Here is a 24,821-nt window from a genome sequence, read left to right on the forward strand (position 1 = left end):
ACCCTGGCCAAGCGCGGCAAGAACGCCACCGACCTGCGTCCGTACACGCTGCTGTCCGCCTGGGCCAGCGTTGTGCCCGGAGTGCGTTCCACGGACTTCACCCCGGAGGAGGGCGGTCACCCTATCTACGGCGCGGACAACCTCTCGAACCCCTGGAGCAACCCGCAGATCCAGCGCGTGCAGGCGGCGTTCAACCCGGTGGCAGCGGTCGACCTCCCGTACTGGTCCGCCTCCGGCGCCTCGGACTCGAACGGCAGCTTCCCGCTGCCGCAGGCCGTGCCCACCTACGCCCCGAACGCCTCGGTGACCCGCAACATCACCGTTTTCAACGACGACTTCGCCGACACTTCGGTGGGCTTCACTTGGACGGCGCGGCTCGACGCGCCGGACGGCGCGGTCGTCGCGTCCGGAAGCACGACCTTGACCGTCCCGCTCGGCTCGCGGGTCACCCAGCCGGTCACCTTCACCACACCGGCCACCGGCAACCGCGTGTACCTGCAGCTGTCGACCACGAAGTCCGGTAGCCCCGTCTTCACCGACGCGGTGGAGTACTTCAACCTCGGCGGAAGCAGCGGAAGCGGACCCGCACCGGGCACCTACCGCATCGTCAACCGCAACAGCGGCAAGCCGCTCGCTGTCGCGGGCAACTCCACCGCCGACGGTGCCAAGGTGGTCCAGCAGAGCGGCACCGCCACCTGGACCATCGCCACAACCTCCGACGGCTCCTACACCCTCAAGTACGTCCCGAGTGGAAAGGTGCTCGACGTCAACGCCGGCAGCAGCACGGCCGGGCTGCAACTGCAGCAGTGGACGGCCAACGGCGGCACCAACCAGATGTGGTATCTGCGATCCACCGGCAACGGCTACTACACCATCGTCAGCCACAACAGCGGACTGGTGGCGGACGTCTCCGGTGCGGCGACGAGCGACGGGGCACCGGTCGTGCAGTGGGCCGCCAACGGCGGGGCCAACCAGCAATGGCAATTCAACCAGACCTGACCGGACGACCCGGTTCTCGCCTGCTGCCGCGGCGTCGACCGCTACCCCTGGCCGCTCCGCCCTGCGGCCAGGGGTAGCGGCGAGATGTCAACTCCGAACGTCGGCAAGCGACCACCACCGGGCACCTTGTCTCCGCTCCCATCGGTACGGCCCGGCAGACCACCGCGGTGAACGCATCGAACCGCCTCGCTCGCGAGCGGTAGGCGCTCGTCATTGATCGAACCCCCATGGGGGTTCGATCAATGACGGCTCAATGGACCCCCACGCTGATGGAAGTTCCTCAACCGCCTGGCTCTCCCCTCGTAGCGTGGAGACCTGACCTAAGGAGAAGGTTGGGTCGTGGGAGAGACCAGACGCAGGTTCGATCCGGAGTTCCGGGCGGGTGCGGTGCGCATCGTCCGTGAGACGGGTAAGTCGATCGCCCAGGTCGCAAGGGACCTGGGAATCAACTCGGGCACGCTGGCCAACTGGGTGCAAATGGACCGGCTGGCCCGAGAGCAGGACAGCGGTTCCGGCGGAGAGTTGGCCGAGTCCGAGCGTGAAGAACTCGCGCGGCTGCGCAGGCAAAAGGCCGAGTGGGCCAAGGAACGCGCTGAGCTGGAGATGGAGCGTGATGTCCTCAAGCGCTCCGTGGTCCTCTGGGTCAAGGAAGCGACGGGCCGGTGAGCGTGGCGGCCTTCATCGCTTCCCAGAAGACCGAGCATGACGTTCCCCATGTGCTGACCTGCCGGGTCTTGGGTGTCTCGCAAGCCTGGTTCTACAAGTGGCGCGATCGGGCGCCGACCGCCCGCCGGCAGCGGCAAGACCGGTTGGATGAGGCGATCGCGGCACGGTTCACCGCCTCCGCCGGGACTTACGGGTCCCCGCGAATCGCCCGGGATCTGCACCAGGACGGCTGGCGGGTCTCGGTCAACACCGTGGCGGCGCGGATGGCCGAACTCGGTCTGGTCGCCCGCGAGCGCCGCAAACACCGAGGGCTGACCAGGGCGGGGAAACGGGCCGCGGCGCCGGATCTGGTGCGACGGCAATTCACCGCGATAGCGCCGGACGTGCTGTGGTGCGGCGACGTCACCGAAATCCCCACCGGCGAAGGCAAGCTGTATTTGGCGACAGTGGAAGACCTGTTCTCTCGCCGGATGCTCGGCTATGCCATGTCCACCCACCACGACGCGGCCCTGACCATCGCTGCGCTGCAGATGGCGGCCGTCACCCGCGGCGGCACCATCGAGGGAGTGATCTTTCACAGCGACCGCGGCAGCGAATACACCGCCGCCCGTTTCCAGGCCGCTTGCCGGCACTGGGGCGTGGTGCAATCCATGGGCCGGGTGGGCTGCGCCCTGGACAACGCCGCGGCCGAGTCGTTCAACTCCACCCTCAAAGTCGAGTTCGTGCGCCGGCACCGCTTCGCCACCCGGGACCAGGCACGGATGAAGATCGCCATCTGGATCGCCGACTTCTACAACCCGCGCCGGCGCCATAGCGCCGCCGACGGCCTACCCCCGATCGAGTACGAGCAACGGATCATGGCCGCCCGAGCGACCGCCACGGCGGGGGCTCACGAAGCCATCGCCGCATAGAAACGTCTCCACGGTTTCAGGGGATTGCCACCGCTCTCCTCCCCACCTCGTGTCGGCCCCGCCCCCAACGATCTTTCGGTGGCCGGGTTACGCCCGATGCTCGTGCCCTCGTCACGCTGCAGACCTAGACTGAGGGCATGAGCGTCATGCGCGAGGAACTGCACTACCTCGTGGACCAGTTGCCGGAGTCGGAGCTACGCCCGGCTCTGGAGTTGATTCGCGGCCGTCTGGACGAGCCTGCCCCGGTGGAGCGTGACCTTCCGTTCTTCGCGTCGTTCGAGGCCGAGCCGGACCTCGCCGAACGCCACGAGGAGATCCTGCGCTCCGAGATGGGCCGCTGACGTGCTCCTGTGCGACACCGGCGTCCTTCTCGCTGCTGGCAACGCCAAGGACGAGCACCACCAGGCCTGTCTCAAGCTGCTGCGCCAGGCGGAGGGGCCGTTGCTTGTGCCGTCGCCGGTGATGGGAGAGGTCGGCTACCTCTTGGAATCGCGTGTCGGCCCGCAGGCTGAGGTCACGTTCCTGAAGTCTTTCGGCGGCAACGGGTTCCACGTGGCTGAGTTGGAGGACGAGGATCTTCCTCGGATGGCGGAACTCGTCGAGAGGTACGTCGATCTTCCTCTCGGATTGGTGGACGCTGCCGTCATCGCGATCGCGGAGCGTCTGGGGCTGAGGGAGGTCGCGACAGTCGACCACCGGCACTTCCGGATCGTGCGTCCACGCCACGTCGAGGCCTTCACGCTGTTACCCGGCTGATCACGGACGCTGCCGCCTGAGTGACTATCTGGGTGACAATCGCGGTGGACGAGGCCGGACGGCGGTGGACAACGGGGGACCGTAGGCCCAGGTCAGGGCGGGTAGCGGTGCTGGTCCCGCCCGTTCCTGGGTTGACTTACAAGCGAGGGGTCACTGGTTCGAACCCAGTACCGCCCACCTGCGAAAAGAGCCCCGTCTCCCATCAGGGAAAACGGGGCTGCTGGAACCTGGCCGAGCACGCCGGGTTGAGCGGCCCGCAGACCATGCAACGCCTGCTGCGCAGCGCACCGCTGCTACGCACCCACCCCGGCACCACTGGCCGCCCTGGTGCGCATCGCCGGCATCCGCTGGACGGTGGAGGAGTCCTTCCAGGCTGTCAAGGGCCAGGTCGGGCTGGACCACTACCAGGTCCGCAGCTGGGACGGCTGGCACCGCCGCATCACCTTGGCGATGCTCGCTCTGGCCTTCCTCGCGGCCCTGGCCGCATCCCAGCCCGACGGCGACGAAGAGCATCTGCCCTTGACCATGCCGGAGATCCGCCGCTTGCTGGCCGCCCTCGCCCTCACCCGACACCGCCGGACCGAGGAGATCCTGCACTGGTCACACTGGCGACGCCGCCATCAAGCCACCGCCCGCCGATGCCACTACCAGCGCAGATCCCAGCGCGTCAACATCAGCGAGCAGCACCCGGCCGCCTGCAAGGCCCCTCATCGCCCTGTCGTCGGAGGTGGAAGAGGCCGCCGCCGCTGCGGGCCTCAACCCGCTCCTGGTCGAGCTGCTGAAGATCCGCACCTCCCAGATCAACGGCTGCGCGTTTTACCTGCGCACGCACACCCGCGCGGCCCTCAAGAAGGGCGAAAATCCCGACCGGATCGCCGTGCTGCCCGCTGGGAAGAGACCGACTACTTCTCCGAGACCGACCGCGCCGCCCTCCCGCTCGGATCGGGACGGCGGCGCCGTGGGTGTGATCAGCTGGCCTCGCCGGTGGGCATGATCGTGACTTGCTGAAGGTTGACGCGTGCCGGCTGGGAGGCGAGGAAACCGACGGTGTGGGCGATGTCCTCCGCCGTCAGCCACTCCATCGTCTGCTTGGAACCCTCCAGCCACTCCAGTGCCCCGATGTCGGTCACGTGGCTCTGCAGTTCCGTACCGACAATGCCCGGCTCGATCGCCGAGACCCGCACCTTCTTCGGGCCCAGCTCCATACGCAGGTGCCGGGACAGGTGCGAGACATAGGCCTTGGTGGCCGAGTACACGGCGAAGTTCGGGAAGAGGTTCTGCGCGGCGATGGAGGAGGTGTTGATCAGGTCACCGACGCCGCGTTCGGCGGCCGCCTCGACCAGCTGGGGAACGAACGCCCCGATGGCGTTCATCAGGCCGGTGATGTTCAGGTCGATCTGGCGCTGCCATTGATCGCCGGCCAGCTCCTGGATCGGAGCCGGGAGCATCACGCCTGCGTTGTTGAAGAGCAGGTCCGCGCCGCCCAGGTCGTTCTTCACGCGGTCGGCGGCGGCGCGTACGGCTTGGGCGTCGGTCACGTCGGCGGCGATCGTCAGTGCGGTGCCACCGTTGGCTTCGATGCGGGAGACCAGCTCGGCGAGCCGGTCCTCGCGCCGGGCCAGCACGGCGACCTTCGCTCCCAGCGATGCCAGGTGCTCAGCGGTCGCTTCACCGATACCGCTGGATGCGCCGGTCACGACGGTGACACGGCCGGCAAGCGGGGCGACAGAGGTCTGCGAGGTCATGGAGGTACCTTCCGTGGAACTTTCGGGCGGTGGTCCGTTCATCCGGGCCGCCCATCCAGCACACCACCGCCGGACCCACCGCAAAGAGCACCTGCCGTACCCTGCGGAGACTGGTACCGGCAGGGTCACCCACGCCGGAAATGCCGGACACGCGAGACGTCACACTGGGGGTATGGACAGCCGACGCGAGCTCGCCGATTTTCTGCGTACCCGGCGTAACCGCCTGACGCCTGACCAGGCAGGACTGCCCGAGGACGGCCGCACACGCCGGGTTTCGGGACTGCGCCGGGACGAGGTCGCCCGGCTCGCCGGGATGAGCACCGAGTACTACACGCGGCTCGAACAGGGCCGGGCCGGTAACCCCTCACCGGAGGTCCTTGAGGCTCTGAGCCGGGCCCTGCACCTGGACGCGTCCGAGACGGAACACATGCGTGATCTGCTGACCCGGCCGAACGCCGCCACTCGCCGCGCCCACACCGGCCCGCAGAGAGTCCGTCCAGGCCTTCACCTGATGCTGCGGACGCTGCAGCACGTGCCGGCGTTCGTCCTCGGCCGGCGGACCGACGTCCTAGCCTCCAACCGACTGGCCCGGGCCGTCCTCACCGACTTCGACGCCCTGCCCGTGCCGGCCCGCAACCTGGCCCGCTACTACCTGCTGGACCCCTCCGCCCGGCAGACCGTCGGCGACTGGGAGCGCATCGCTGCCGAAACCGTGGGAATCCTCCGCCTGGAGGCCGGGCGCCGACCCCACGACCGGCAACTCGCAGACCTGGTGGGCGAGCTCATGCTGCGGTCGCCGCACTTCACGACCTGGTGGAACGACCACCGGGTGCTACGGTGCACCCACGGCGCGAAGCTTCATCATCACCCCGTCGTTGGTGACCTGCACTTCGCCTTCGAGTCCTTCCCGGTTCCCGGAGACGCGGAACAGACCCTGTACGTCTACAACGTGGAACCGGACTCGCCGACCGAACAGGCGCTACGCCTGCTCGAGTCCTGGAACGCACCCGCCCCTGACCGAGAATCGGCCCGGCCCGGGCCGCCCTCAGCCTGATGCCGCACAGCCCTCGGCCTCCGCGGGGATTCATTCCCCGCCGGTCTCCTGGATGAATTCACATAGGCGCCGCAGGAGCGTCTCCGGCTGTTCCTCGGCGATCCAATGGCCCGAATCTTCGATCGGCCGGACAGTGACGCTTTCCGCGACCTCGGAGAGCATCTTCTCGGCCACGGGCAGGAAAAAGCTCGCGGTCCCTCCGAGCCCGAGCACGGGCATATTGAGTTTACCCTTCTCTGACAGAACGCGCCGATTGTCATCTGCGTCCTTCTCGAAAGCCCGAAAGAGCTCGAGGCCCGCTCGCATGGCTCCGGGAGCCGTGTAGTCGGCGACATAGCGCTCCGCATCCGACAGCGAGATGGCATCGGGATTCGCGCTCAGCTTGACATAGAAATTGCGCAGATAGGGAAACTCGCTGCCGGCGATGAGCGTCTCGGCCTCGTTGCCTGCTGCGCCGTGGAAGTGGAAGTGCCAAAGCCTGTTCTTGCTGTATCTGGTCGTGGCCAGGCTGCTCTCGTACGTTTCGGTGCCCGGGATCGGAGCCTCCATGAGCACGAGACGCCTGACATCAGCCGGGTAAAGGGAGGCGTACGCGTAGCCGACCAACATCCCGAGGTCGTGACCGACAAGGGTGATGGGCTTCTGCACGCCGAGATGATGGAGCAGCGCCCTGATGTCTCCTGCCATCGTGTGCTTGTCGTAGCCGCTTTCGGGCTTCGACGACCCGCCGGCCCCTCGATAATCGGGAGTTACGACGAACCAGCCATCGGAATGGAGAGGCTCGATGATGTGACGCCACTCCCACCAGGTCTGGGGCCAGCCATGCAACAACACGATCGTCTGATCGTCCCCGCCATTGCCTGGAGGTGTTCCCGCGGTCACGTGGTGGATTCGGACCTCCACGGCGTCGAACATATTGTGGCGGAGTCCCTGCATATCCGTACCTCCTGACGAGAAGCGGCAGATTATGTGATCTTGAGCTCGCTACTTCGAGGCGGCCCGTACATGCCTGCGAATGTGCGCCGCCCAGGTTTCCGGGGAATCGACGGGGCTGAAATGCCCCGTGTTCTCCATGATGTGGAGGTCGTAGTCGCTGTAGTAGTCGTCGAGCGTGTCGCTCCATTCCAGGGGGAAGAGCGCATCGCTGTCCGGCCACAGGATGGTGATGTTCTTCGAAAACCTGTCACCCGGCGCCGGTTTGGTCTCGTTGGCGTAGTAGGTGATGGGGTTGCCCTCGGGGTGGCGGAACCACATCGCGCTGGCCAGAAATGCGCCTGGCTCCGAGTGATTCTCGGTGAGATGGTCGAGGAGCTCGTCGACCGCGGGGGAGCCGGGGGGCGACCAGCTCACCAGATTCTCCCGCAGTACGGCACGGACGGCTTCCGGCTTTCCGTCGATCAGGTCCTCGACCAGGCTGGTCTTGTACATGATCGCGTGCAGGAAGGCGTTGACGGCCTTCTCCTCCAGAATCCGCCGCCCGACACCCATGGTCGGCGGTGCGATGACCAGGGAGTGCGTCAGATCCGGGCGCTTCATGGCGATAGTCTGGACGGTGAAACTGCCCACGTCGTACCCGCACAGCACCGCGTTGGCGATGCCCAGTTCGTCGATGAGCGCGATGACACCGTCGACCTGGCCGCTGAGCGAATAGGCGTTACCGACGTCCTTCAGGTGTTTGTCGGACTTCCCGTACCCGCGCAGGTCCGGGGTCACCACGTCGACGGTGTCACCCAGAAGCGGCACCACACGCGAAAACTCCATGTGATCTCCCGGGTTGCCGTGTACGAGCACAACAGGCGTTCCGCGGCCCGAGCGTTCGTAGAAGTTTCTGAAGCCCTGTGTCGGCTGTGAAAAAGGCATGGAGAACGCCTCCAGTCGCCTCTCGGTGACTACCCGGAGATCAGCGCGGCCTGAGCGTGAACGCTGCTCCTCCCGTCGTGTTGTCCCCTCGTGAACGCTGTTGGAGTGTGCTGCCGTACCACACATCGGGGGGGCTCTTCGGGATTTTGACGCCTTGAATGCCGAATCATGGGCATGTGGAGACCTCGGAGTCCCTGGTTCTCCGAAACCTCATCGCGTCGAAGGTCATGGAGTCTGATCGGCGTGACGGGACCGCTCGTTCCGCTGTGTCCCGCTGTGCGGGCGGTGCCACACTAAGATCGCATCCCGTGCCTCCGAATAGCTTTTGGCGGATTATCAGGATTGTTTTAGCCTCGATCTTTCGTGCCCATCCGGTGGGCAGGGCCGTTGCGTTCTCGGATCATGAGTTGACAGGGCGGTGTGGCGATGCCCCCAGGGCTGCTTGCGCCTTGTGAACGACAAGCGCGGCCCCTGATGATCGTGGGTGTCTAAGCCAGTCGATCAAGAACAGGGCCGCGCTCGCGTGCCATCTTCCCCCACCGACGTGCTCGCTGGCCGTACTCGCCGCAGCGACCTCGCTCGCGGCCGTCATCAGATACATCACCGGGTGCGACCCGGCCCTCCTGGCACGTATCGGGCTGCCGGCCACGGCCACCCGGCTGGCGGCGACCACGCTGGGCCGCCTACTGTCACGGCTGGACGGTGATGCCCTGGACAGCGTGGCCGGCCACTACCTGGCGACGCCGGCCGGCACCACACATCCAATCCAACCGTCCGGCTGCTTTCAGGTATGGCCGCACTGGGCGCCGATCTGGGTGACAACCGCGATGGACGTGCCCGGACGGTGCTGGACCGTACGACCAGGTCGGGACTGGTGGTGGTGCTGGTCCCGCCCTTTCCTGGGTTGACCTACAAGCGAGGGTCGCTGGTTCGAACCCAGTACCACCCACCAGCCAAAACAAGCCCGTAGCGACCACGCCACGGGGCTGCGTGCGCCGGCACTGGCCGCGATCGTGTTCCCGGTGCGGCGGAGATCGTGGCGGTGGAGGCCGGGGACGGCTGCTCAGCGCAGGACGGCCGCCAGCAGGTCTGTGCCCAGCGTCGTCATCTCGGGCAGGTTGAGGGTGTAGTTGACGTAGCGCCCGCGCCGCCGGGTTGTGAGCAGGCCCGCGCGGCGCAGGACGGCGAGGTGGCGGGAGACCTCCGGGGGAGAGAGCTCCCAGGCGTGGGCCAGTTCGCCGGTGGTGTGCGGGCCGCGGGCCAGGGTGCGCAGCAGCCGCATTCGTACCGGATGTGCGAGCGCCTCCAGCCGGAGGGTGACCGTCTCCAGCGATACCGGCTCTGACGGACTCGGCTCGGCCACGGGGTACTGCACCACCGGCTGCCATCCAGGCGCGTGGATCACCACCAGGTGCGGGCGGCCGAAGTGACTGGGGATGAAGGTGACCCCGGTGTCGTGTGCGGCGGTTGCGTTGTCCTGCAGCTTGTCCACGATGATGCGGTCGCCGTCCGGTGCCAGGGTGACGGCGCCGGAGACCGAGGAGAGTGCCGCCCCGATGCCCTGGCGCTTCAGCAGGTCGTTCTTGAGACGCAGGTCGGTGGCCAGGTGTACCGCGACGCGCGTCCAGGCGGCGTCGAAGAACGCCTCTGCGCACTGTTCGAGGGTGTGGCGCACCCGCGCCCGCACCGCGGCCGGGTCGGCGAGCAGCAGCTCCGCGAATGCTTCTTGGAGTGCCCCGCGGGCCTGGGCCAGGTCCAGGGCCCGCTCGCGCGCGGTTGCGTCAGAGAGCGGCGACGGCGCGGTGAAGCGGACCCGGTTGCTGCCGCACGTGGTGGTGAGCGCGGCGGTCACATAGGTCTCGTCGTCGATCCGGTCCACATCGTCCAACTCCTCGGCGAGGGTCTGCCGAGGTCGGGCGGGGACCAGGAAATCGGCTCGTGAGGAACGCCAGAGGAACTCCGCCTCCCGTAACCGCTCGGCCAGCTCTGGCCGCAGCCCGGACCAGACTTCCCCGGCCCAGCCGGCCAGCCGCGGGTGATGCCCGGGTTCGGCCAGGACGTGCAACATCGCGGTCAGCTCGGCCAGCGGAGAGGCGGCGAACCGCAGCCGCTCGGCCGGTAGCCCGGTGATGTCGATGCGCAGCGTCATCCCCCCATCTTTGCTGGTCGGACGGCTGGCGGCGGCGTCGGTTGACGATGTCCGTCAACCGGCGTGCCGCATCCGGCTGCCCGGCACAACCGTAGGCGCCATGGCAACCACCACCGGAATCCAGCCCCGCGCCCTCCTCCGTGCCTCCGGAGGCCCCCGCTACGCCGTTGCCCTGGCCGTGGACGCGCTCGGCACCGGTCTGCTGCGGCCGTTTCTGCTGCTCTACGGAGTAACGGTGCTGAGGCTGTCCACACCGGTCACCGGCACCGCCATGACGGCCGGCGTCGTCGCGGGCCTGGTGTGCGTGCCTGTGGTGGGCCGATGGCTGGACCGGGGCGCACGCAGCACGGTTGTGGCGGCATCGATGCTGGTACGGGTGCTGGGCGTGGCGCTGCTGCTGGCAGCCCCGACGGGGAACGTCTGGCTGTTCGCGACAGCCTCGCTCTTCCTCGGCATCGGCAACCAGGCATGGCCGGCGGCCCACGCCGCCCTCGTGGCCACAGTCGCCCAGGGCCGGGAACGCGACGCCGCTCTCGCAGGGGGACGCGCCCTGCGCAACGCCGGCCTGGGCGCCGGCGCACTCGTCGCCACCGCCTGTCTGGCGGGTGGAACCACCGCATTGAGAGCGTTGGCAGGCGTGACCGGGCTCGCCTACCTCGCCGCGGCGGCCCTGGCGTGGTCGGTCCACGTGCACGCGCATCCGGCCGCCGCCGCCGCCGCTGGCGCTGCCAAGGACAGGGACAGGGACAGGGACGACGAGCCGACACCCCGGATGGGCGCGCTGCTGGCCGCCAACGTGATCTACGTCTTCTGCCTCAACGTCCCCGAAGTCGCCCTCCCTCTGGTCCTGGTGACGCAGATGCACGCCTCTCCGGTGTGGTCGGCGGCCATCTTTGTGGCCAACACGGTGCTGGTGGTCACCCTGCAGGTTCCGGTCACCGTCCTGACGTCACGCTTCCCCCGCCGGTCGGTGCTGGCATTCGCCGGCTTGGTGCTCACCGCGTCCTATCTCGGCTTCCTCGCCGCCACCTCACTGGGACACGGCTGGGGTGCCCCGGCGGTCGCCGCGGTGTCCGTGGTCTGCACCCTCGGCGAGATCATCTATGCGGGCAGCGCCACCGCGCTCGTCACCGCCCTCGCCCCGGCCCCTGCCCTGGGAGGCGCTCTCGCCCGCTTCCAGCTCTCCACGGGTTTCGGCCTCGCCGTCTCCCCAGCGGTCATCACCGCTCTCGCACCGCACGGTCCGGCTGCCCTGTGGGGCGGCCTCGCCGCCGTGACTCTTCTCTCCGCCTCCGCCGTTGTCCGCTGAGCATGATGCACCTCGAATTCCTCGAGTAGCTCGTTCGGTGGCCGGTGTCCCCAACCGCGCGTGTCCGCGCGGCTTTTATACGGGGAGGGCGTCTCCGGGGAAGCCGTGGCACGGGTGGACCTCGCAGCGCATCATTCCGGCTCGAACGCAGGGGTCCCCGGCCATGATCTCCGCGGCTTCTTCGGCCGGCACGGTCATGATCGCGACGCCGGCCACGGTGCCGGAGGCGACCGGGCACAGGATCGCGATCACCCCCTCAGCGCGCAGCGACACCATGCGTCGCTGGTGTTCGAGTTCGATGGCGTCCGCGTTGTCCATGGTCCGCTCCGGCCCCCACTGAAGGAGCGCCAGGCTGTAGGGCTTCGCGGTCGCGGCCAGAGCCCGAATCTGTTCGTCGGTCACGGTCGTGCTCATGATGTCTCCTTATTTCTCGATGCGCTCGGCCAACGAGACGATGATTCCTTCGGGTCCCCGGACATAGGCCATCCGCCACACGCCTTCGTATTCGCCGATGCCTCCCACCAGGCCGTAGCCGTCGGCTGCGGCGTGGTCGACTGCGGCTTGGAGGTCGTGCACCTCGAAGGCGACGTTGCGCAGGCCCAGCTCGTTGGCCGGCGCGGCAGGCGAACCCGGGAGGTGGTCCGGCCGCGTAAAGCTCGAGAGCTCCAGCGTCGTACCTCCGCCGGGCGCTCGCAGCATGACGATCTCGGTGCGGGCGCCGGTCATGCCGATCACCGTGTCCAGGAACTCGCCTTCGACGGCCATCTTCCGATCGGCCTCCAGACCGAGGCTGACGAAGAACGCCGTCACGGCATCGAGGTCGGCGACGGTGATGCCGACGTGGTCGAAGCGCCTTATGAACGTCATCGGATCCCTTTCGAGGTTTCTTCAAGAGACGCTAAGAAGGTAACACCCTGGGTTCCTTAAGGGAACTCAACTTGCTAGGTTGCTGCCATGCAGCGAACGCGGTTCGGGGAGATGGCGTGTTCCATCGCGCGTACCTTGGACGTGATCGGCGAGCCCTGGTCGCCGCTGATCCTGCGCGACGTCTGGGCCGGGGTGCGCCGCTTCGATCACATCCAGGCCGACCTGGGGATCTCCCGCAAGGTACTCACCGAGCGGCTCAACCACCTGGTCGAACAGGGTGTGCTCGAGCGACTGCCCTACGATGCCCGCCCCCGCTACGAGTACCACCTCACCGTCAAGGGCGCCGATCTCGTCGAGATGCTCATGGTGATGGCCCGGTGGGGTGACCGCTGGCTCGCCGGCGAGGCCGGGCCTCCCGTCCTGTACCGTCACCATGCCTGCGGGCGGATCGGACACGTCGACCCACGCTGCAGTCACTGCGGAGAGCCGATGCACGCCGACGACGTCGACCTCCTCCCGGGCCCGGGTTCGGCCTGATGACAACGTCGTTGTAGCCCCACCCAGGCTGATCGCTCACGAACCGCCCCTGGCAGAAGTGCTGCCGGACGTGTCGGAGTGGCGACGCCATCCGCGACGGCTACCAGTCCGATGAGCGAAATGGCTCGTACTTTGGGCTGATTGTGGGTGGCGGCGGCTCTCGTACGATGACTTCGTGCCCGGCCTTATTCGCTCTGTGTGGTACGAGCCCCGTTCCCCCAACGCACCACGGCGGGTGTGGCGAGACTGGGTGCTCCTGGGGGTGTTGCCGCTGGTCGCGCTGCTCGAAGGAGTGGTGCGGCCGGACATGCCCTCACGGGTCATCTCGGTGAGCCTCGCGGTCGGGCTGGTGCCCACCTTGTTGTGGCGCCGTACCCAGCCGCTGCTGATGGTCCTGATCGCGTTCGGGCTGTCGGGTGTGGCCCAGGTGCTGGCGGGTGGCGACTCGCCCGAGTCCAACACCATGATCTATCTGCTTCTCCTGCCGTACGCGCTGTTCCGGTGGGGGTCCGGGCGAGAGGCGATCATCGGGTTGGCGGTCATTCTCGTCAAAGCCACGTTCTCCGTGGTCGTGGACTATCCCGGTCCCGGCGACACGATCGCCGCCTTCGCCGTCGTGTTCTCGGTGAGCGCCGTGGGAGCGACGTTCCGGTACCGGACGAGGGCGCGGACGCGGGAGCTCGATCAGGTCAAACTGCTCGAACGCGAGCAACTGGCCCGGGATCTGCATGACACCGTCGCCCATCACGTCTCGGCGATGGCGATCCGGGCACAGGCGGGATTGGCGACGGCGGCGTCGCGGCCGGACGCCGCCACCGAGGCGTTGCAGGTGATCGAGGCCGAGGCGGCCCAGGCGCTCGCCGAGATGCGCGCCATGGTTCACGTCCTGCGCCGGAACGCGCCCGCGGACCTGGCGCCCGGGCGGAGCATCGCCGATCTCTCCCAGCTCGAAAGCCCGGCGCAATCCGGCCCGTCCGTCCAGGTGGAGATCGAGGGCGACATCGTCGGCCTCCCTCCTTCCGTCGAGGCCGCGATCTACCGCCTCGCCCAGGAGTCGGTCACCAATGCCCGGCGCCACGCGCGGCACGCCACCCGAGTCCTGGTTCGGGTCAGCGCCGACGACACGTCGGTCCGTCTGAACGTGAGCGATGACGGCGATCCCGTTCGCCCCGCGGGGACACCCGGTTACGGGATCACCGGCATGATCGAACGGGCCGATCTCCTCGGAGGGACCTGCGTGGCGGGCCCCAATCCCGACCGGGGATGGAGCGTCACCGCCGTGCTCCCACGTGCCGGAGTGGCCAGATGAGCATCAGGGTGCTGGTCGCCGACGACCAGGAGATCGTCCGTACCGGACTGGTGATGATCCTCAACGCGCAGCCGGGGATCGAGGTGATCGGCGAGGCCGCCGACGGGCGGCGGGCGGTCGAACTCGCCCGGCGGCTACGTCCGGATGTGTGCCTTTTCGACATCCGGATGCCCGTGGTCAGCGGCATCGAGGCCACCCGGATGCTCGCCGGGCCCGCCGTCGGCGACCCACTCGCCGTCGTGGTCATCACTACCTTCGACCTCGACGAGTACGTCTACGCGGCGCTGCGCGCGGGAGCCCGGGGGTTCCTGCTGAAGAACGCCGGCGCCGGGCTGCTCTCCCAGGCCGTACACGCCGCGGCGGCCGGTGACGCCATCATCGCTCCGAGCGTCACCGCCCGCCTGCTCACCGCCTTCGCGCACGCCGGGCCCGCCGCGCCGCCCGTCCGTCCCATCGAGGCGCTCACCGAGCGTGAGGAGCAGATTCTCGTCACGGTGGCCCGGGGGCGTACCAACAGCGAGATCGCCGACGAACTCCACATCTCACTGAGCACCGTCAAGACCCATATCGCCAGCCTGATGGCCAAGCTCGGCGCCCGGAACCGGGTGGAAATCGCCATGTGGGCGTACGAGACCCATCGGGTCAGGAACTAGCGTCTCCGGATGATCCACTCGGCCACGGCGAGGTTGATGACCCATCCGGCGGCCACGAGCAGGGCTCGGGGGATCTCGCCGAGCGGGCCGACGAGGAGCATCCAGGGGAGCTGGGTGAACGCCTGGGTGCCCGCCGCCACACCGATCGCGTAGGCGCGGATCATCCAGGCGCGGTGGCGGCGGAGATCTCTCCGCCGGACGGCGGCGAAGCCGAGCACGAGGGAGGCCGCCATCGCCGTGCCGAACACGAGCCGGAACGCCTCCAGGAGATCGCCGTCACCTTCCGGGCGAGGATAGAACAGGGTCATCCACAGCCCGGAGAGTGCGGCGACGAGTCCGCATGCAACGAGGATTCGTCCTGCCATGCGGTGCCAGCCCGGCCTCCGGCGACGGAACCTCTTCGCGAACTGGAAGGCGCCCACGATGCCGTAGAGCGACGCTCCGATGATGTGTGCCACCACGGGCAGCGGTGTCGCGAAGAATCGCGCGTTGGCGGGGGTGACGGCCGCGCCACCGGCCAGTTCCCCCAGACGCAGCGCACCGGCGACCACTGGAATGACGCTGAGCAGGATCAGGCCGGTGGGCCCCATCCATCCGGGGACTTTGGTGTCCCGTCCGCCGGGCCGTACCTTCTGGGGATTGGCGCCCCGCACGCTGCTTTCTGTCATGAGGGGATCGTGGCTTCTTCGCCCAGGCGGGTTCATCACGCGAACGGCCCGATTCGGGTCAGCCGATCATCCAGCGATCAGGCGTACTTTCGGCTGATCCGGTGGTCCGGTCGCGTTTCTTAGCCTTTGGCTGCCTCCGCACTTGCATTGACTCGCATAGGGAGATGGCGATGAAGGCGTTCGTCTCACGCTCGTACGGGCCCCCCGACGTCCTGGCGCTTACCGAAATCCCCGTCCCCGTTCCTCGCGACGACGAGGTCCTGGTCCGGATACGTGCGGGCTCCGTCAATCCGTACGACTGGCATAACATGCGCGGGGAGCCGTACCTGGCCCGCCTGATGCCCGGCGGTCTCGCGCTCCGCACCCCCAAGGTCACCATCCTGGGCGCCGACATCTCCGGTCAGGTCGAATCCGTCGGCAGGAACGTCACGGAATTCCGTCCCGGCGACGACGTATTCGCCGTCATCAACGGCGGCGGCTTCGCCGAATATGTCTGCGTCCGCGAATCCGACCTCGCCCCGAAACCGGAGAACCTCTCCTACGAGGAGGCCGCCGCGGTTCCCATGGCCGCCAACACGGCCCTCCTCGCCCTGCGCGACGAGGGCCAGATCCTGCCGGGCCAGCGTGTTCTCATCAACGGCGCGTCCGGTGGGGTGGGCACGTTCGCCGTGCAACTCGCCCGTGCCCTCGGCGCCGAGGTCACCGGCGTCTGCAGCGCCCGGAACGTGGACCTGGTCCACTCCCTCGGCGCGACCAAGGTCATCGACTACACCACCCAGGACTTCACCCGCGAGACCCAGCGCTATGACCTGTTCCTGGACATCGCCGGGAGCCGATCCGTCTCCGTCTCCCGCCGCATCCTGCGCCCCAAGGGGTCCTACGTAGTGGTCGGCGGCCCGCCCGGCCGCTGGATACAACCCATGGGCCATGTGCTCTCCGCCCTGGCGGCATCCCGCTTCGCCGGCCAGCGGATATCGGTGGCTGACGCCCTCAAGTGCCCCAGCCCCAAACAGAACCTGCGGACGTTGAGCGCGTTCCTGGACGACAAACGAGTGATCCCGATCATCGACCGTCGCTACCCCTTCGAGGAAATCCCCAGGGCGATCGGCTACCTGGAGGAGGGCCACGCCCCCGGCAAGGTCGTCATCTCCGCCTGAGCGCCGGGGCAGGCCGGGGAAACCTGGCAGCCGTGGACGACGGCTTGACCTTGACACAGTGACAAGGTCTTCACTGTGGGGCCAAGGAGGTGGTCCCGGTGACCATGCAGAAAGACACGGACACGACGCGAGCTCTCCAGGGGTTGGAGAGCGGCAGCTCGTCCGTGCGGCTGCAGGCGGCGCTGACGGTCGGCACGACCCCAGACCCGCGGTTCATCGACAAGCTCATCGAACGGTGCGGGATCGAGCCCGACTTCTTCGTACGCGACATGCTTACGTGGGCACTCACCCGCCACCCGGCGTCGCTGACGGTCCCGAAGCTCGTCGGCGAACTCCGCTCGGAGCGCGCGCAGGCCCGGAGCCAGGCCCTGCACACGCTCTCCAAGATCGGGGATCGGCGGGCGTGGCCGGCGATCACACGGGCACTGCTGACCGACGCCGACGAGGAGGTGGCGCGGAGCGCCTGGCGAGCGGCGGTCGTACTCTTGCCCGAAGGCGAAGGACTCGAGTTGGCCGGAGTGTTGACGACACAACTCGGGCGTGGCGAGCGAGAGACGCAGTTGAGCCTCAGCCGGGCGCTGATCGCACTCGGTGAGGTGATCATGCCGGCCCTGCGCGCCGCGACGCAGGATCCCGATCCTCGCGTGCGTCAGCACGCGATCGCCACGGAACGGCTGTCGCGCGACCCGGATGCCGGATTCGAGTTCGCGATCGAGGAGGCGAAGCGCATCGCCGTTCTCGGCACGACCAGCCAGGAGGAATGACAGGCAATGTTGATCGGTGATGTGGCACGGCGGTCCGGGGTCAGCGCCCGCATGCTCAGGCATTACGACTCGCTTGGCCTGGTGCGGCCAACGGGTCGTACCGAGGGCGGCTATCGGGAGTACTCCAGCGAGGACATCCGGCGAATCTTCCATATCGAGAGCCTGCGGTCGTTGGGGCTGTCGCTGCGTGAAGTCGGGCGTGCGCTGGATGATCCCGCCTTCAGGCCCTCCGAGCTCGTCGGCGACCTCATCCGCCAGACGCGAGAACGGATCGCGGGCGAGACCGAGCTGCTCACGCGACTGCTCCGCATCGGTGCCGCGGAACCCGCCGACTGGGAGGACGTCCTCCGCATCGTGGCACTCCTTCAGGCGCTGGGGTCGGAGAGCGCTGGAAAGCGTCAGCGCGCGGCCCTGTCCTCGGTCGAGGATTCGCCGGTGCCGGTGGAAGCTCTGGTCGAGGCGGCGCTGACCGAGACGGACCCGAACGTCGCCGGAGCCCTTCGATGGGCTCTGGCGCGTTCGGGCGACGGCGGAGTGGCGCTGCTGGCGGAGGGCCTCGGCTCACCGGCGGCCGAGGTGCGGAAACGCGCCGTCCTGTCCATCGCCGAGATTCCCACCGGTGAAGCGACCGCACTGCTGCGGGGCGCCCTCACGAACTCCGACATCGTGGTCCGCAGGTGCGCGGCGCTTGCGCTCGGAGCGCGTGGCGTGGCCGAGGCGGTCCCGACGCTCATCGACATGATCGTCGAGGGAGCGAACGACGTCGATGCGGCCGACGCGCTCAGCGCGCTGGCGAGTGATCCAGCGTTGGCGGATCAGATCGCTACCAGGCTCGTCGACCGCCTCACCCACGGCACCGTCGAGCCGTCCGGACGTCAACGGCTGACGCAGGCGCTTGCGGAGGTCCCGGGAATCACGACGTCACGTGCCCTCGCGGACCTGTCGCATGACGAGGACCGTGTCGTCGCCCTTACCGCGACCTACATTCTCAAGCTTCGCCAGGCCCGCTGACGTGAGAAAGCGCACCCGGCTCATTCGCGCGGTGAGGGCGGTGACGATCGTGCTGGTCAAATCCGCGAACTTCCGTCCCAGCAGCTCGGGCTCTACGATGGCGCGGCGACCGACTCGTGATCATGGTCTCGGGCAAGATCACGAATCTTGAAAGCGGCTGTTTCGCCGTTTCTTGAAGATCGGCTGCGTCGAGAACAGCCATGGTCTACGAGAACCGCGGGCGTCTTTCGTCCAGGGCCGACCGCTACCTCATACCGTCGCTTACAGTGATCTAGCGGTTATCCCGCCCTCCCCGATCGAAGAGCCATGAAGGTAGTCGTTCGAGACCGTTCGCAGTGGGGCAGATCGCGTAGGCGCAGTTGTTCAACTCGCGGGCGAGCCTGCTCGACGGCTCGATCGACATCGCGTCGTACCCGTTCGACGGCATGGCCTGTGGACCGGCCCTGCTGTCGGAAGGCCGCTCGCTGGCCGTGGCCGCCGATCACCCGCTCGCCCGTGAGACGTCGGTGTCCCTTGAGGTGCTCGCCGAGCACCCTGTGATCCAGTATCCCCAGGTCACGTCGGCAGGGTTCAAGCGCGACCGCACGCCTGACCACACGCCGTCAGGCAGGCCCGTGCAGAAGGGCCCGGCGGGCAACACCTTCTCCGAGATGTTGTCGCTGGTCGCGATGGGCAAGGGCGTGCTCCCCGTGGGCGAGCACAGCCGCCGATACTATCCCCGGCCGGACATCGCCTACGTGCTGATTCACGACGCGCCCCCGATCGAACGGGGCCTGGTGTGGCTTGAGACCAACACCACCGCCCGGGTCCGCGAGTTCGTGCGCGCCGCGACGGACGCCAACCGCCGGGCCACCGCGGATGCCGGCTCCCGTGCGGTGACGCCGTCCACGCGACGTCATCAGGTTCGTACGGTTCATCCGGCCGGCGGGGCCGGCGACTGAGTGGAAGGCGCTGCGAGCTCGGTCGCGGGACGGAGTCGCGCGTCGGCCTGCAGGCGGCATCATGTTCCCAAGTGGTGCGATTGCCTGGGCCGCGCCGGGTACCCGTACGTACACTGGCGGCATGAGCGCGCAACCGCAGGACTTCACTTCCGAAGGTTCTCTTCCGGAGAAGAATCTGCGCGCCATCCGTAGAGCGCTGGTCGTGCCGCAGGACCGAGATGGGTTCGACGCAGGTCTTGACGTCGTCCTGGCTGAGGTCCGCGCGAGTCTGGACCTCGGTCGGCTGAGCGAGTTCGTCCACACCTGGTGGCTGATCGCGTGTGATTCGGTCAAAGATCCGCAGGGCCGCAGAGACGTCTATGAGCGGGCTGTCCGCGTCCAGGAACTGGCCGACGCCGGTGAACCGGTTCCTCGGGGCGGCAAGACGTGGCGCCAACTGCTGGCCGAGCGCGGGGTCGAGCGGTAGGTGTACTCGATCGTCGAGCCCGATCCTGTCGCCCAAGAACAGATCGCGGCTCTGCCAGAGGATGCCTTGCGGTATCTGGCTGGGGCGCTGGACCTGATCGAGCTTGAGCCCTGGGCCGGTGGACCGCAGTCGCCAAGCAAACCCGACGGCAACATGCGGGTCATGCCGTTTGGGGAGCGTGGGCTGGTGACCTATCTCGTCATGGAGCCCCAACGCGAGGTGTACGTCCTTCGCGTGCAATGGATCTGATTGGTGTCCCTGCAGTCGCGCCAACGACTTGCCTCTGGCTCAGTGGGGGCGGAGGCCGTCGAGGACCAGGTTCACCGTCCGGCGGCGTAGGTCGTCGGACCAGCCGGCGGCCATGGCGCCGTGGGTGGTGGCGGTCAGGAGGGCGATGACCTCGTCGGGGCGCACGTCCGGGCGGACGGCGCCGGCCTCTCGTGCCGCGTCCATCAGCGTGCCGAAGGCGTGGGTGAGAGCCATGATCTGCTCGCCCGGCTCGATGGACGGACCCTCCTCGGCGAGGAGGTTCACAACTGTGCCGATCTTGGCCGAGCTCTCGACCAGGTAGGTGAAGTAGTCGAAGAACGCGGTTTTGGGGTCGCCGTTGGCGATGAGGGCCTCCGCCTTGTCGATGAGACGCCGCCTCAGGTCCTTCATGATCGCGGCGAGCAGGTCGCGCTTGGCGGGGAAGTGGCGGAAGACCGTCCCGATGGCGACACCCGCGCGGGCGGCGACCTCCTCGGTGGACGCCGAGGCGCCGTGTTCGGCGAACACCTCTTCGGCGGCGGCGAGGATGCGGGCGCGGTTGCGCCGGGCGTCGGCGCGCATGGGTCTGCTCGGTGTCATTCGTCCACTCATTGACAAGCTGAGTCGCGACTCATATTTTCAACATGAGTCGTCACTCATCTTATCGGAAGGATTCTGATGTCCGAGCAGACCCCGCGAGACCTCTTCGCCCGCTTCCAGCGCAACGCCCTCGCCGGAGAGGCCGCGCTGGACGAGGAGATGCTGGCCGACGACGTCGTGGTGGAGTGGCCGTTCGGTCGGGTGGGGCACCGCAGGATCAAGGGACGCGAGCAGGTCGTGGCCATGACGCGGGCGGGCCGTGAGGCTCTGCCCGTCGTTTTCGAGGAATTCCGCGACGTGATGATCCATGAGACCGCCGATCCGGAGGTGATCGTCGCCGAATATCAGATGGTGGCCACGATCCCGGGGAGCGGCAAAGAGGCTCAGGCCCCGTTCGTGGTGGTGCTGCGCGCCAGGGACGGACGGATCGTGCACTGGCGTGAGTACCAGGACCAGGCGATGATCGCCGAGGCCCTGTCCTGAGGGCGCGCTAGACTCCCGTGCCATGCCGGAGACCCGCCTCGACATCGATCGGATCCGGGCGGCTCGCCGGATGATCGACCCGGTTTTCCTCGACACTCCGCTGTATCGCTGCGATGCGCTCGACCCGGCCCTCGGGTGCGCGGTGAGCATCAAGCTCGAAACGGCGAACCCGGTCCGCAGCTTCAAGGCCCGCGGCACCGAGTTGATCGCCGGCCTGCTCGCGGGCGACGGCGCGGGAGCGGTGGTGTGCGCCAGCGCGGGCAACCTCGGTCAGGCCCTCGCCTGGTCCGGCCGTGGCCGTGGGCTCGACGTCACCGTCGTGGCGCCTCGCTCCGCGCCCGCGGCCAAGCTTGATCGCATCCGCGCGCTGGACGCCAGGTTGGAGCTGGTGGACGGTGACTTCGACCTGGCTCGCGAGCGGGCGGCGGCCGTCGCGCGGTACGAGGGCATCCGGCTGATCGAGGACAGCCAGGACATCGAGACCTGCGAGGGCGCGGCGACCATCGGCCTGGAACTGGTGGGCGCCGTGCCCACGTTCGACGCCGTTCTGATCGCTCTCGGCGGCGGGGCGCTGGCCACCGGTGTGGGGCATGTGGTGAAGGCGCTGGCGCCCGAAGTCGAGGTGATCTGCGTCCAGCCGCTGGGCGCGCCGGCGATGACCCACTCGTGGCGCCAACGGCGCGTCGTCACCACCGGCTCGACCGACACCATCGCCGACGGTGTCGCCGCCCGGCGCCCCATCCCGGCCGTCCTCGACGACCTCCTCCTGGTCGCCGACGACGCCGTCCTGGTCCAGGAGTCGTCGATCATGGCCGGTATGCGGATGCTCCTCGACCACGCCGGTCTCGTCGTCGAGCCGTCGGCCGCGCTCGGCGTCGCGGCGATCCTCGAAGACCGCGACCGCTTCGCCGGCCGGCACGTGGTCACCATCGTGTGCGGCGGCAACGTCGACATGGACGCCTATCACCGCTGGGTCGGTGTGGCCCCCGACCACACGCCCTGACAGCCGCCCGCGCCGAGGTACGGAGGTCAGGCGGTCAGAGGGCGGCCGATGAGGTTGTCGAGGATGTCGCGGGCGGCCGTCATGTCGTCGATCGCCGCGGTCATCCGGGCGCGTTCCTGTGCCAGTCCGTCGAGAAGCTCCTGGCACTGCCCGGTCAGCACCACGGTCTCGTCGATGGTGCAGGGGAGGATCTCCGCGATGACCGAGGTGCCGAGTCCCGCCGAGAGCAGGATCTGGATGCGGCGCACGGTCGCCACGGTACCTTCGCCGTACTCGCGATAACCGCTGGGGAGCCGCTCCGGCATGAGCAGACCCTGTTCCTCGTAGTAACGCAGGGAACGGCGGCTCACGCCGGTCCGCCGGGACAGTTCGCCGATCTTCACGAACCCGAGTCCATCAAGGCTTGACCCTCACGTCAATGTGAACCTTTACCGTCCTCGCATGACATCGACCACTCCTGACCCCCGCCTCCCCTCCGCGGAAGGCTCGGATGCGGTGCCCGTCACCGTGCTGGGCCTCGGACCCATGGGCCGGGCTCTGGCGTCGGCGTTCCTGGACGCCGGCCACCCGGTGACCGTATGGAACCGCACGCCCGGAAAGGCCGGCGACCTCGCTGAACGTGGTGCCGCCGTCGTCGCCGGTTCCGTCGGCGACGCTGTCCACGCCGGACAGGTGATCGTCACGTGCCTGATCGATTACGACGCCGTCCGTTCCACGCTCGAACGCGCCGCGTGTGATTGGGCGGGACGCACGTTCGTCAACCTGACCAGCGGTCATCCGGCCGAGGCCCGTGAGATGGCGCGCTGGACGTCGTCGCGGGGCATCGACTACCTCGACGGCGCCATCCTGACCCCGACCCCCGCGATCGGCACCCCCTCGGCCACCGTCCTCTACAGCGGTGCCGCCGATGTCCACGCGGCGGTGGAGGTGACCATGCGGGCGCTCGGCGGCACGGCGGTGTACCTGGGTGACGATCCTGGCCGAGCGTCCGCGTACGACATCGCGCTCCTCGACATCTTCGGCACGTCGGTGAGCGGAATCGTGCACGCTTTCGTCCTCGCCGAGGCCGAGGGCATCACGCCACGGCGGTTCGCCGCCTTCGCCAGGGGGGTCGGCGCTCTGCTCCCCGAAATGATCGACCGCTTCGCCGAGCAGATCGAGGCCGGCGACTACCCCGGTGACCGTTCCACGATCGTCTCCGCGGCGTCCGGAATCCGGCATGTCATCGCCGGCGCCTCCGGCCACGGCATCGACGTCGGGGTGCTCGCCGCCGCGAGGTCGATCATCGACCGGGCCGTCGCCGACGGCCACGGCGCCGACGGCCTGGCCCGCCTCACCACAGTCCTCCGCGCCGCACAGTAAGTTCGGCTCAGGGGGGCCGGTGCGTCGGCGAGAGGCGCGCTCAGGTTCGCCCCGCCGCCGGCGGCCGGCCGCCGCTGTGACCCGGGGAGCTCGAACAGCCACGTCGTGCGCGCCGCCAGGAGCCCGCGGTGGATCGCCAGACTCAGGCCGATCACCACGGCGGTCAGCAGAATCGGGTAACCCACCACCGCGAGCGCCTGCCCCCCGCCGCCCAGCCCGGACATCGGGCCCACGAGAAAGCGGTGCAGCAGGGCGAGCAGCGGCATGTGGATGACATAGATCGGCAGCGTGCGGCGTCCAAGGGCGGCGAGCGCGCCGCCCACCGGCCGCCACCTGCTCACCCGCTCGGCGGCCGTGAGGCCGAAGGCCACCGCCGCGATGGACACCACCGGCCACGCCCCCACCCAGCGCTGGGCGCCGGCCAGGGCCATGACCGTCAGCGACGCGGCGTACACGACGAAGGTCAGAGCCAGGCGGCGGTTCGTGGCGGTCGCCGCCCACCGTTCGACGTAGGTCTTGAAGTACAGACCGCCGAGGAAGAACACCAGGTTCTGGAAGACGCCGCCGCGGTCGCCCGGGGTGGCGAGCAGACCGGCGGCCGTGATGACGGACAGGGCCGCGGCGGCCGCGAGGATCACCGGCCGCGGCGCGCGTCGTACGGCCTTGGCGCAGGCGAAATAGAGCGCGAGGGCGTACAGGTACCACAGGTTGGACGGGGTGATGGTGAGCTGTTCCACCAGCCCGAGCACGGAGCCGGCGTGGGCGGTGGGGAAATCCGGGACCGCGCCCAGGATCGCGGTGTGGATGAGCAGCCAGACGGCGTACAAGTACAGAAATTTGGCGATACGGGTCCTGCCCAGCACCCGCCACGGACGGTTTACGGCGTTCGCCGCGAAGACCCCGGAGATGGTGAAGAACAGCGGCATCCGGAGCGGCAGGAACTGCTCGCCCAGTGTTCCCCAGGCACTGGGGACGGGAGAGCCGACATGCCAGCTGATCTGCAGATAGTCCTTGACGATGACGTGCCACAACACCACGAGGATGATGCATGCGCCCTTGGCGACGTCCGCCCACTGTGCCCGTTGCCGGGACGCGTCGCCGGGCGCGGTCCGGGCGTTCCCGGCGTGAATCCGAACGGTCGTCACGATTCTCCTTGGTCATGCGTGAGGAAGGGCGCGCCGGAGCCCCCGGGCGGCTGATTCGGTTTCCGGCCGGGCTTCCTGTTTCAGGGGGGCAGCGGCCTCTCAGGGCCAGGGGGCGCGGGGGTGGGAGGCTCCGCTGAGCGGACCGGGGGAGCCTCCC

29 protein-coding genes and 2 pseudogenes are annotated in these 24,821 nt (G+C 68.3%); 21 read left to right on the forward strand and 10 right to left on the reverse strand.

All coding sequences use genetic code 11. The annotated features are described in order from the left end of the window. From JOL79_RS24375 to JOL79_RS35880, 7 genes and pseudogenes are all read left to right on the forward strand, one after another. The coding region (locus JOL79_RS24375) for an RICIN domain-containing protein (protein ID WP_210158215.1) at positions 1-999 on the forward strand (999 nt) is incomplete at its 5' end. 339 nt (positions 1,000-1,338) lie between these two features. Then, positions 1,339-1,665 (forward strand): transposase, encoded by a 327-nt coding sequence (locus JOL79_RS34405; RefSeq protein WP_182901553.1) that lies wholly within the window; start codon positions 1,339-1,341, stop codon positions 1,663-1,665. Further along, the gene (locus tag JOL79_RS24385) at positions 1,662-2,576 is read left to right on the forward strand and encodes an IS3 family transposase (RefSeq protein ID WP_210158216.1); all 915 of its coding nucleotides are present in this window, start codon (positions 1,662-1,664) and stop codon (positions 2,574-2,576) included. The genes JOL79_RS34405 and JOL79_RS24385 overlap by 4 nt, the downstream gene beginning before the upstream one ends. Before the next feature lie 137 nt (positions 2,577-2,713). Further along, positions 2,714-2,917, forward strand: a complete 204-nt coding sequence (locus JOL79_RS24390) for a hypothetical protein (protein ID WP_182901550.1) — start codon at positions 2,714-2,716, stop codon at positions 2,915-2,917. A 1-nt stretch (position 2,918) separates the two neighbouring features. Further along, positions 2,919-3,332, forward strand: coding sequence for a type II toxin-antitoxin system VapC family toxin (locus JOL79_RS24395; RefSeq protein WP_182901549.1), 414 nt, complete (start codon positions 2,919-2,921; stop codon positions 3,330-3,332). 279 nt (positions 3,333-3,611) lie between these two features. Beyond that, positions 3,612-3,995 (forward strand): annotated as a pseudogene (locus tag JOL79_RS35975) (transposase); the annotation flags it as partial. 64 nt (positions 3,996-4,059) lie between these two features. Continuing rightward, on the forward strand, positions 4,060-4,326 hold the full coding sequence (locus tag JOL79_RS35880) for a carboxymuconolactone decarboxylase family protein (protein ID WP_372446810.1): 267 nt from the start codon (positions 4,060-4,062) through the stop codon (positions 4,324-4,326). Here the strand turns inward: JOL79_RS35880 and JOL79_RS24405 are convergent. Beyond that, positions 4,301-5,077: an SDR family oxidoreductase gene (locus JOL79_RS24405; protein WP_230985387.1), complete on the reverse strand. Its 777-nt coding sequence runs from the start codon at positions 5,075-5,077 to the stop codon at positions 4,301-4,303. The genes JOL79_RS35880 and JOL79_RS24405 overlap by 26 nt on opposite strands. Positions 5,078-5,249: 172 nt before the next feature. Here JOL79_RS24405 and JOL79_RS24410 point away from each other — a divergent pair, with 172 nt between their 5' ends. Beyond that, a complete protein-coding gene (locus JOL79_RS24410; protein ID WP_210158219.1) occupies positions 5,250-6,131 on the forward strand; it encodes a helix-turn-helix domain-containing protein in 882 nt (293 codons plus the stop codon). Positions 6,132-6,161: 30 nt separating this feature from the next. Here the strand turns inward: JOL79_RS24410 and JOL79_RS24415 are convergent, their stop codons facing one another. The 3 genes from JOL79_RS24415 to JOL79_RS24425 all read right to left on the reverse strand — a co-directional run bounded on the left by JOL79_RS24415 (position 6,162) and on the right by JOL79_RS24425 (position 10,140). Next, on the reverse strand, positions 6,162-7,046 hold the full coding sequence (locus tag JOL79_RS24415; protein WP_210158220.1) for an alpha/beta fold hydrolase: 885 nt from the start codon (positions 7,044-7,046) through the stop codon (positions 6,162-6,164). 69 nt (positions 7,047-7,115) lie between these two features. Next, a complete protein-coding gene (locus JOL79_RS24420) occupies positions 7,116-7,991 on the reverse strand; it encodes an alpha/beta fold hydrolase (protein WP_210158221.1) in 876 nt (291 codons plus the stop codon). A gap of 1,063 nt (positions 7,992-9,054) precedes the next feature. Continuing rightward, entirely contained in the window at positions 9,055-10,140 is a 1,086-nt protein-coding gene (locus tag JOL79_RS24425; protein WP_230985388.1) for a DUF5937 family protein, read from the reverse strand. Between the two features lie 100 nt (positions 10,141-10,240). Here JOL79_RS24425 and JOL79_RS24430 point away from each other — a divergent pair, with 100 nt between their 5' ends. Then, entirely contained in the window at positions 10,241-11,449 is a 1,209-nt protein-coding gene (locus JOL79_RS24430; protein ID WP_210158222.1) for an MFS transporter, read from the forward strand. 75 nt (positions 11,450-11,524) lie between these two features. Here JOL79_RS24430 and JOL79_RS24435 read toward each other — a convergent pair whose 3' ends face one another. Both JOL79_RS24435 and JOL79_RS24440 read right to left on the reverse strand, forming a co-directional pair. Continuing rightward, positions 11,525-11,863: a YciI family protein gene (locus JOL79_RS24435; RefSeq protein WP_210158223.1), complete on the reverse strand. Its 339-nt coding sequence runs from the start codon at positions 11,861-11,863 to the stop codon at positions 11,525-11,527. Positions 11,864-11,872: 9 nt separating this feature from the next. Continuing rightward, positions 11,873-12,316 (reverse strand): VOC family protein, encoded by a 444-nt coding sequence (locus JOL79_RS24440; protein WP_079318383.1) that lies wholly within the window; start codon positions 12,314-12,316, stop codon positions 11,873-11,875. An 87-nt stretch (positions 12,317-12,403) separates the two neighbouring features. On the opposite strand from JOL79_RS24440, the gene JOL79_RS24445 reads away from it, so the two are divergent. From JOL79_RS24445 to JOL79_RS24455, 3 genes are all read left to right on the forward strand, one after another. Beyond that, entirely contained in the window at positions 12,404-12,853 is a 450-nt protein-coding gene (locus JOL79_RS24445) for a winged helix-turn-helix transcriptional regulator (RefSeq protein ID WP_210158224.1), read from the forward strand. Positions 12,854-13,028: 175 nt separating this feature from the next. After that, positions 13,029-14,162, forward strand: a complete 1,134-nt coding sequence (locus tag JOL79_RS24450; RefSeq protein WP_307848699.1) for a sensor histidine kinase — start codon at positions 13,029-13,031, stop codon at positions 14,160-14,162. Next, positions 14,159-14,815 carry a response regulator transcription factor gene (locus tag JOL79_RS24455; RefSeq protein WP_210158225.1) on the forward strand — a complete coding sequence of 219 codons (657 nt, stop codon included), beginning with the start codon at positions 14,159-14,161 and terminating at the stop codon, positions 14,813-14,815. The genes JOL79_RS24450 and JOL79_RS24455 overlap by 4 nt, the downstream gene beginning before the upstream one ends. Here the strand turns inward: JOL79_RS24455 and JOL79_RS24460 are convergent. Continuing rightward, a complete protein-coding gene (locus JOL79_RS24460) occupies positions 14,812-15,483 on the reverse strand; it encodes a DUF2306 domain-containing protein (protein ID WP_210158226.1) in 672 nt (223 codons plus the stop codon). The two genes, JOL79_RS24455 and JOL79_RS24460, sit on opposite strands and share 4 nt — an antisense overlap. A 170-nt stretch (positions 15,484-15,653) precedes the next feature. On the opposite strand from JOL79_RS24460, the gene JOL79_RS24465 reads away from it, so the two are divergent. The 6 genes from JOL79_RS24465 to JOL79_RS24490 all read left to right on the forward strand — a co-directional run bounded on the left by JOL79_RS24465 (position 15,654) and on the right by JOL79_RS24490 (position 20,071). After that, positions 15,654-16,640, forward strand: a complete 987-nt coding sequence (locus JOL79_RS24465) for an NAD(P)-dependent alcohol dehydrogenase (protein WP_210158227.1) — start codon at positions 15,654-15,656, stop codon at positions 16,638-16,640. Positions 16,641-16,729: 89 nt separating this feature from the next. Beyond that, positions 16,730-17,404 carry a HEAT repeat domain-containing protein gene (locus tag JOL79_RS24470; RefSeq protein WP_372446808.1) on the forward strand — a complete coding sequence of 225 codons (675 nt, stop codon included), beginning with the start codon at positions 16,730-16,732 and terminating at the stop codon, positions 17,402-17,404. A gap of 6 nt (positions 17,405-17,410) precedes the next feature. Further along, the gene (locus JOL79_RS24475) at positions 17,411-18,415 is read left to right on the forward strand and encodes a MerR family transcriptional regulator (protein WP_210158228.1); all 1,005 of its coding nucleotides are present in this window, start codon (positions 17,411-17,413) and stop codon (positions 18,413-18,415) included. Between the two features lie 359 nt (positions 18,416-18,774). Further along, the gene (locus JOL79_RS24480) at positions 18,775-19,356 is read left to right on the forward strand and encodes a LysR substrate-binding domain-containing protein (RefSeq protein WP_230985389.1); all 582 of its coding nucleotides are present in this window, start codon (positions 18,775-18,777) and stop codon (positions 19,354-19,356) included. A gap of 121 nt (positions 19,357-19,477) precedes the next feature. Beyond that, complete coding sequence (locus JOL79_RS24485) at positions 19,478-19,822, forward strand: DUF6247 family protein (protein WP_210158229.1); 345 nt, start codon at positions 19,478-19,480, stop codon at positions 19,820-19,822. Continuing rightward, complete coding sequence (locus tag JOL79_RS24490; RefSeq protein ID WP_210158230.1) at positions 19,823-20,071, forward strand: hypothetical protein; 249 nt, start codon at positions 19,823-19,825, stop codon at positions 20,069-20,071. A 39-nt stretch (positions 20,072-20,110) separates the two neighbouring features. Here JOL79_RS24490 and JOL79_RS24495 read toward each other — a convergent pair whose 3' ends face one another. Beyond that, positions 20,111-20,671: a TetR/AcrR family transcriptional regulator gene (locus tag JOL79_RS24495; RefSeq protein ID WP_210158231.1), complete on the reverse strand. Its 561-nt coding sequence runs from the start codon at positions 20,669-20,671 to the stop codon at positions 20,111-20,113. 78 nt (positions 20,672-20,749) lie between these two features. Here JOL79_RS24495 and JOL79_RS24500 point away from each other — a divergent pair, with 78 nt between their 5' ends. Together JOL79_RS24500 and JOL79_RS24505 are read left to right on the forward strand one after the other, a co-directional pair. Further along, positions 20,750-21,154 carry a nuclear transport factor 2 family protein gene (locus JOL79_RS24500; RefSeq protein WP_230985390.1) on the forward strand — a complete coding sequence of 135 codons (405 nt, stop codon included), beginning with the start codon at positions 20,750-20,752 and terminating at the stop codon, positions 21,152-21,154. A 22-nt stretch (positions 21,155-21,176) separates the two neighbouring features. After that, on the forward strand, positions 21,177-22,157 hold the full coding sequence (locus JOL79_RS24505) for a threonine ammonia-lyase (protein ID WP_210158232.1): 981 nt from the start codon (positions 21,177-21,179) through the stop codon (positions 22,155-22,157). Positions 22,158-22,183: 26 nt separating this feature from the next. Here the strand turns inward: JOL79_RS24505 and JOL79_RS24510 are convergent, their stop codons facing one another. Continuing rightward, positions 22,184-22,540, reverse strand: coding sequence for a MerR family transcriptional regulator (locus JOL79_RS24510; RefSeq protein ID WP_210158233.1), 357 nt, complete (start codon positions 22,538-22,540; stop codon positions 22,184-22,186). Positions 22,541-22,598: 58 nt separating this feature from the next. On the opposite strand from JOL79_RS24510, the gene JOL79_RS24515 reads away from it, so the two are divergent. After that, on the forward strand, positions 22,599-23,519 hold the full coding sequence (locus tag JOL79_RS24515) for an NAD(P)-dependent oxidoreductase (RefSeq protein ID WP_210158234.1): 921 nt from the start codon (positions 22,599-22,601) through the stop codon (positions 23,517-23,519). Positions 23,520-23,662: 143 nt separating this feature from the next. Here the strand turns inward: JOL79_RS24515 and JOL79_RS34415 are convergent. Then, a pseudogene (locus JOL79_RS34415) lies at positions 23,663-24,664 on the reverse strand (acyltransferase family protein); the annotation flags it as partial. Between the last annotated feature and the right edge of the window lie 157 nt (positions 24,665-24,821).

This window comes from Microbispora oryzae, assembly GCF_017896165.1.
Lineage (GTDB): Bacteria > Actinomycetota > Actinomycetes > Streptosporangiales > Streptosporangiaceae > Microbispora > Microbispora oryzae.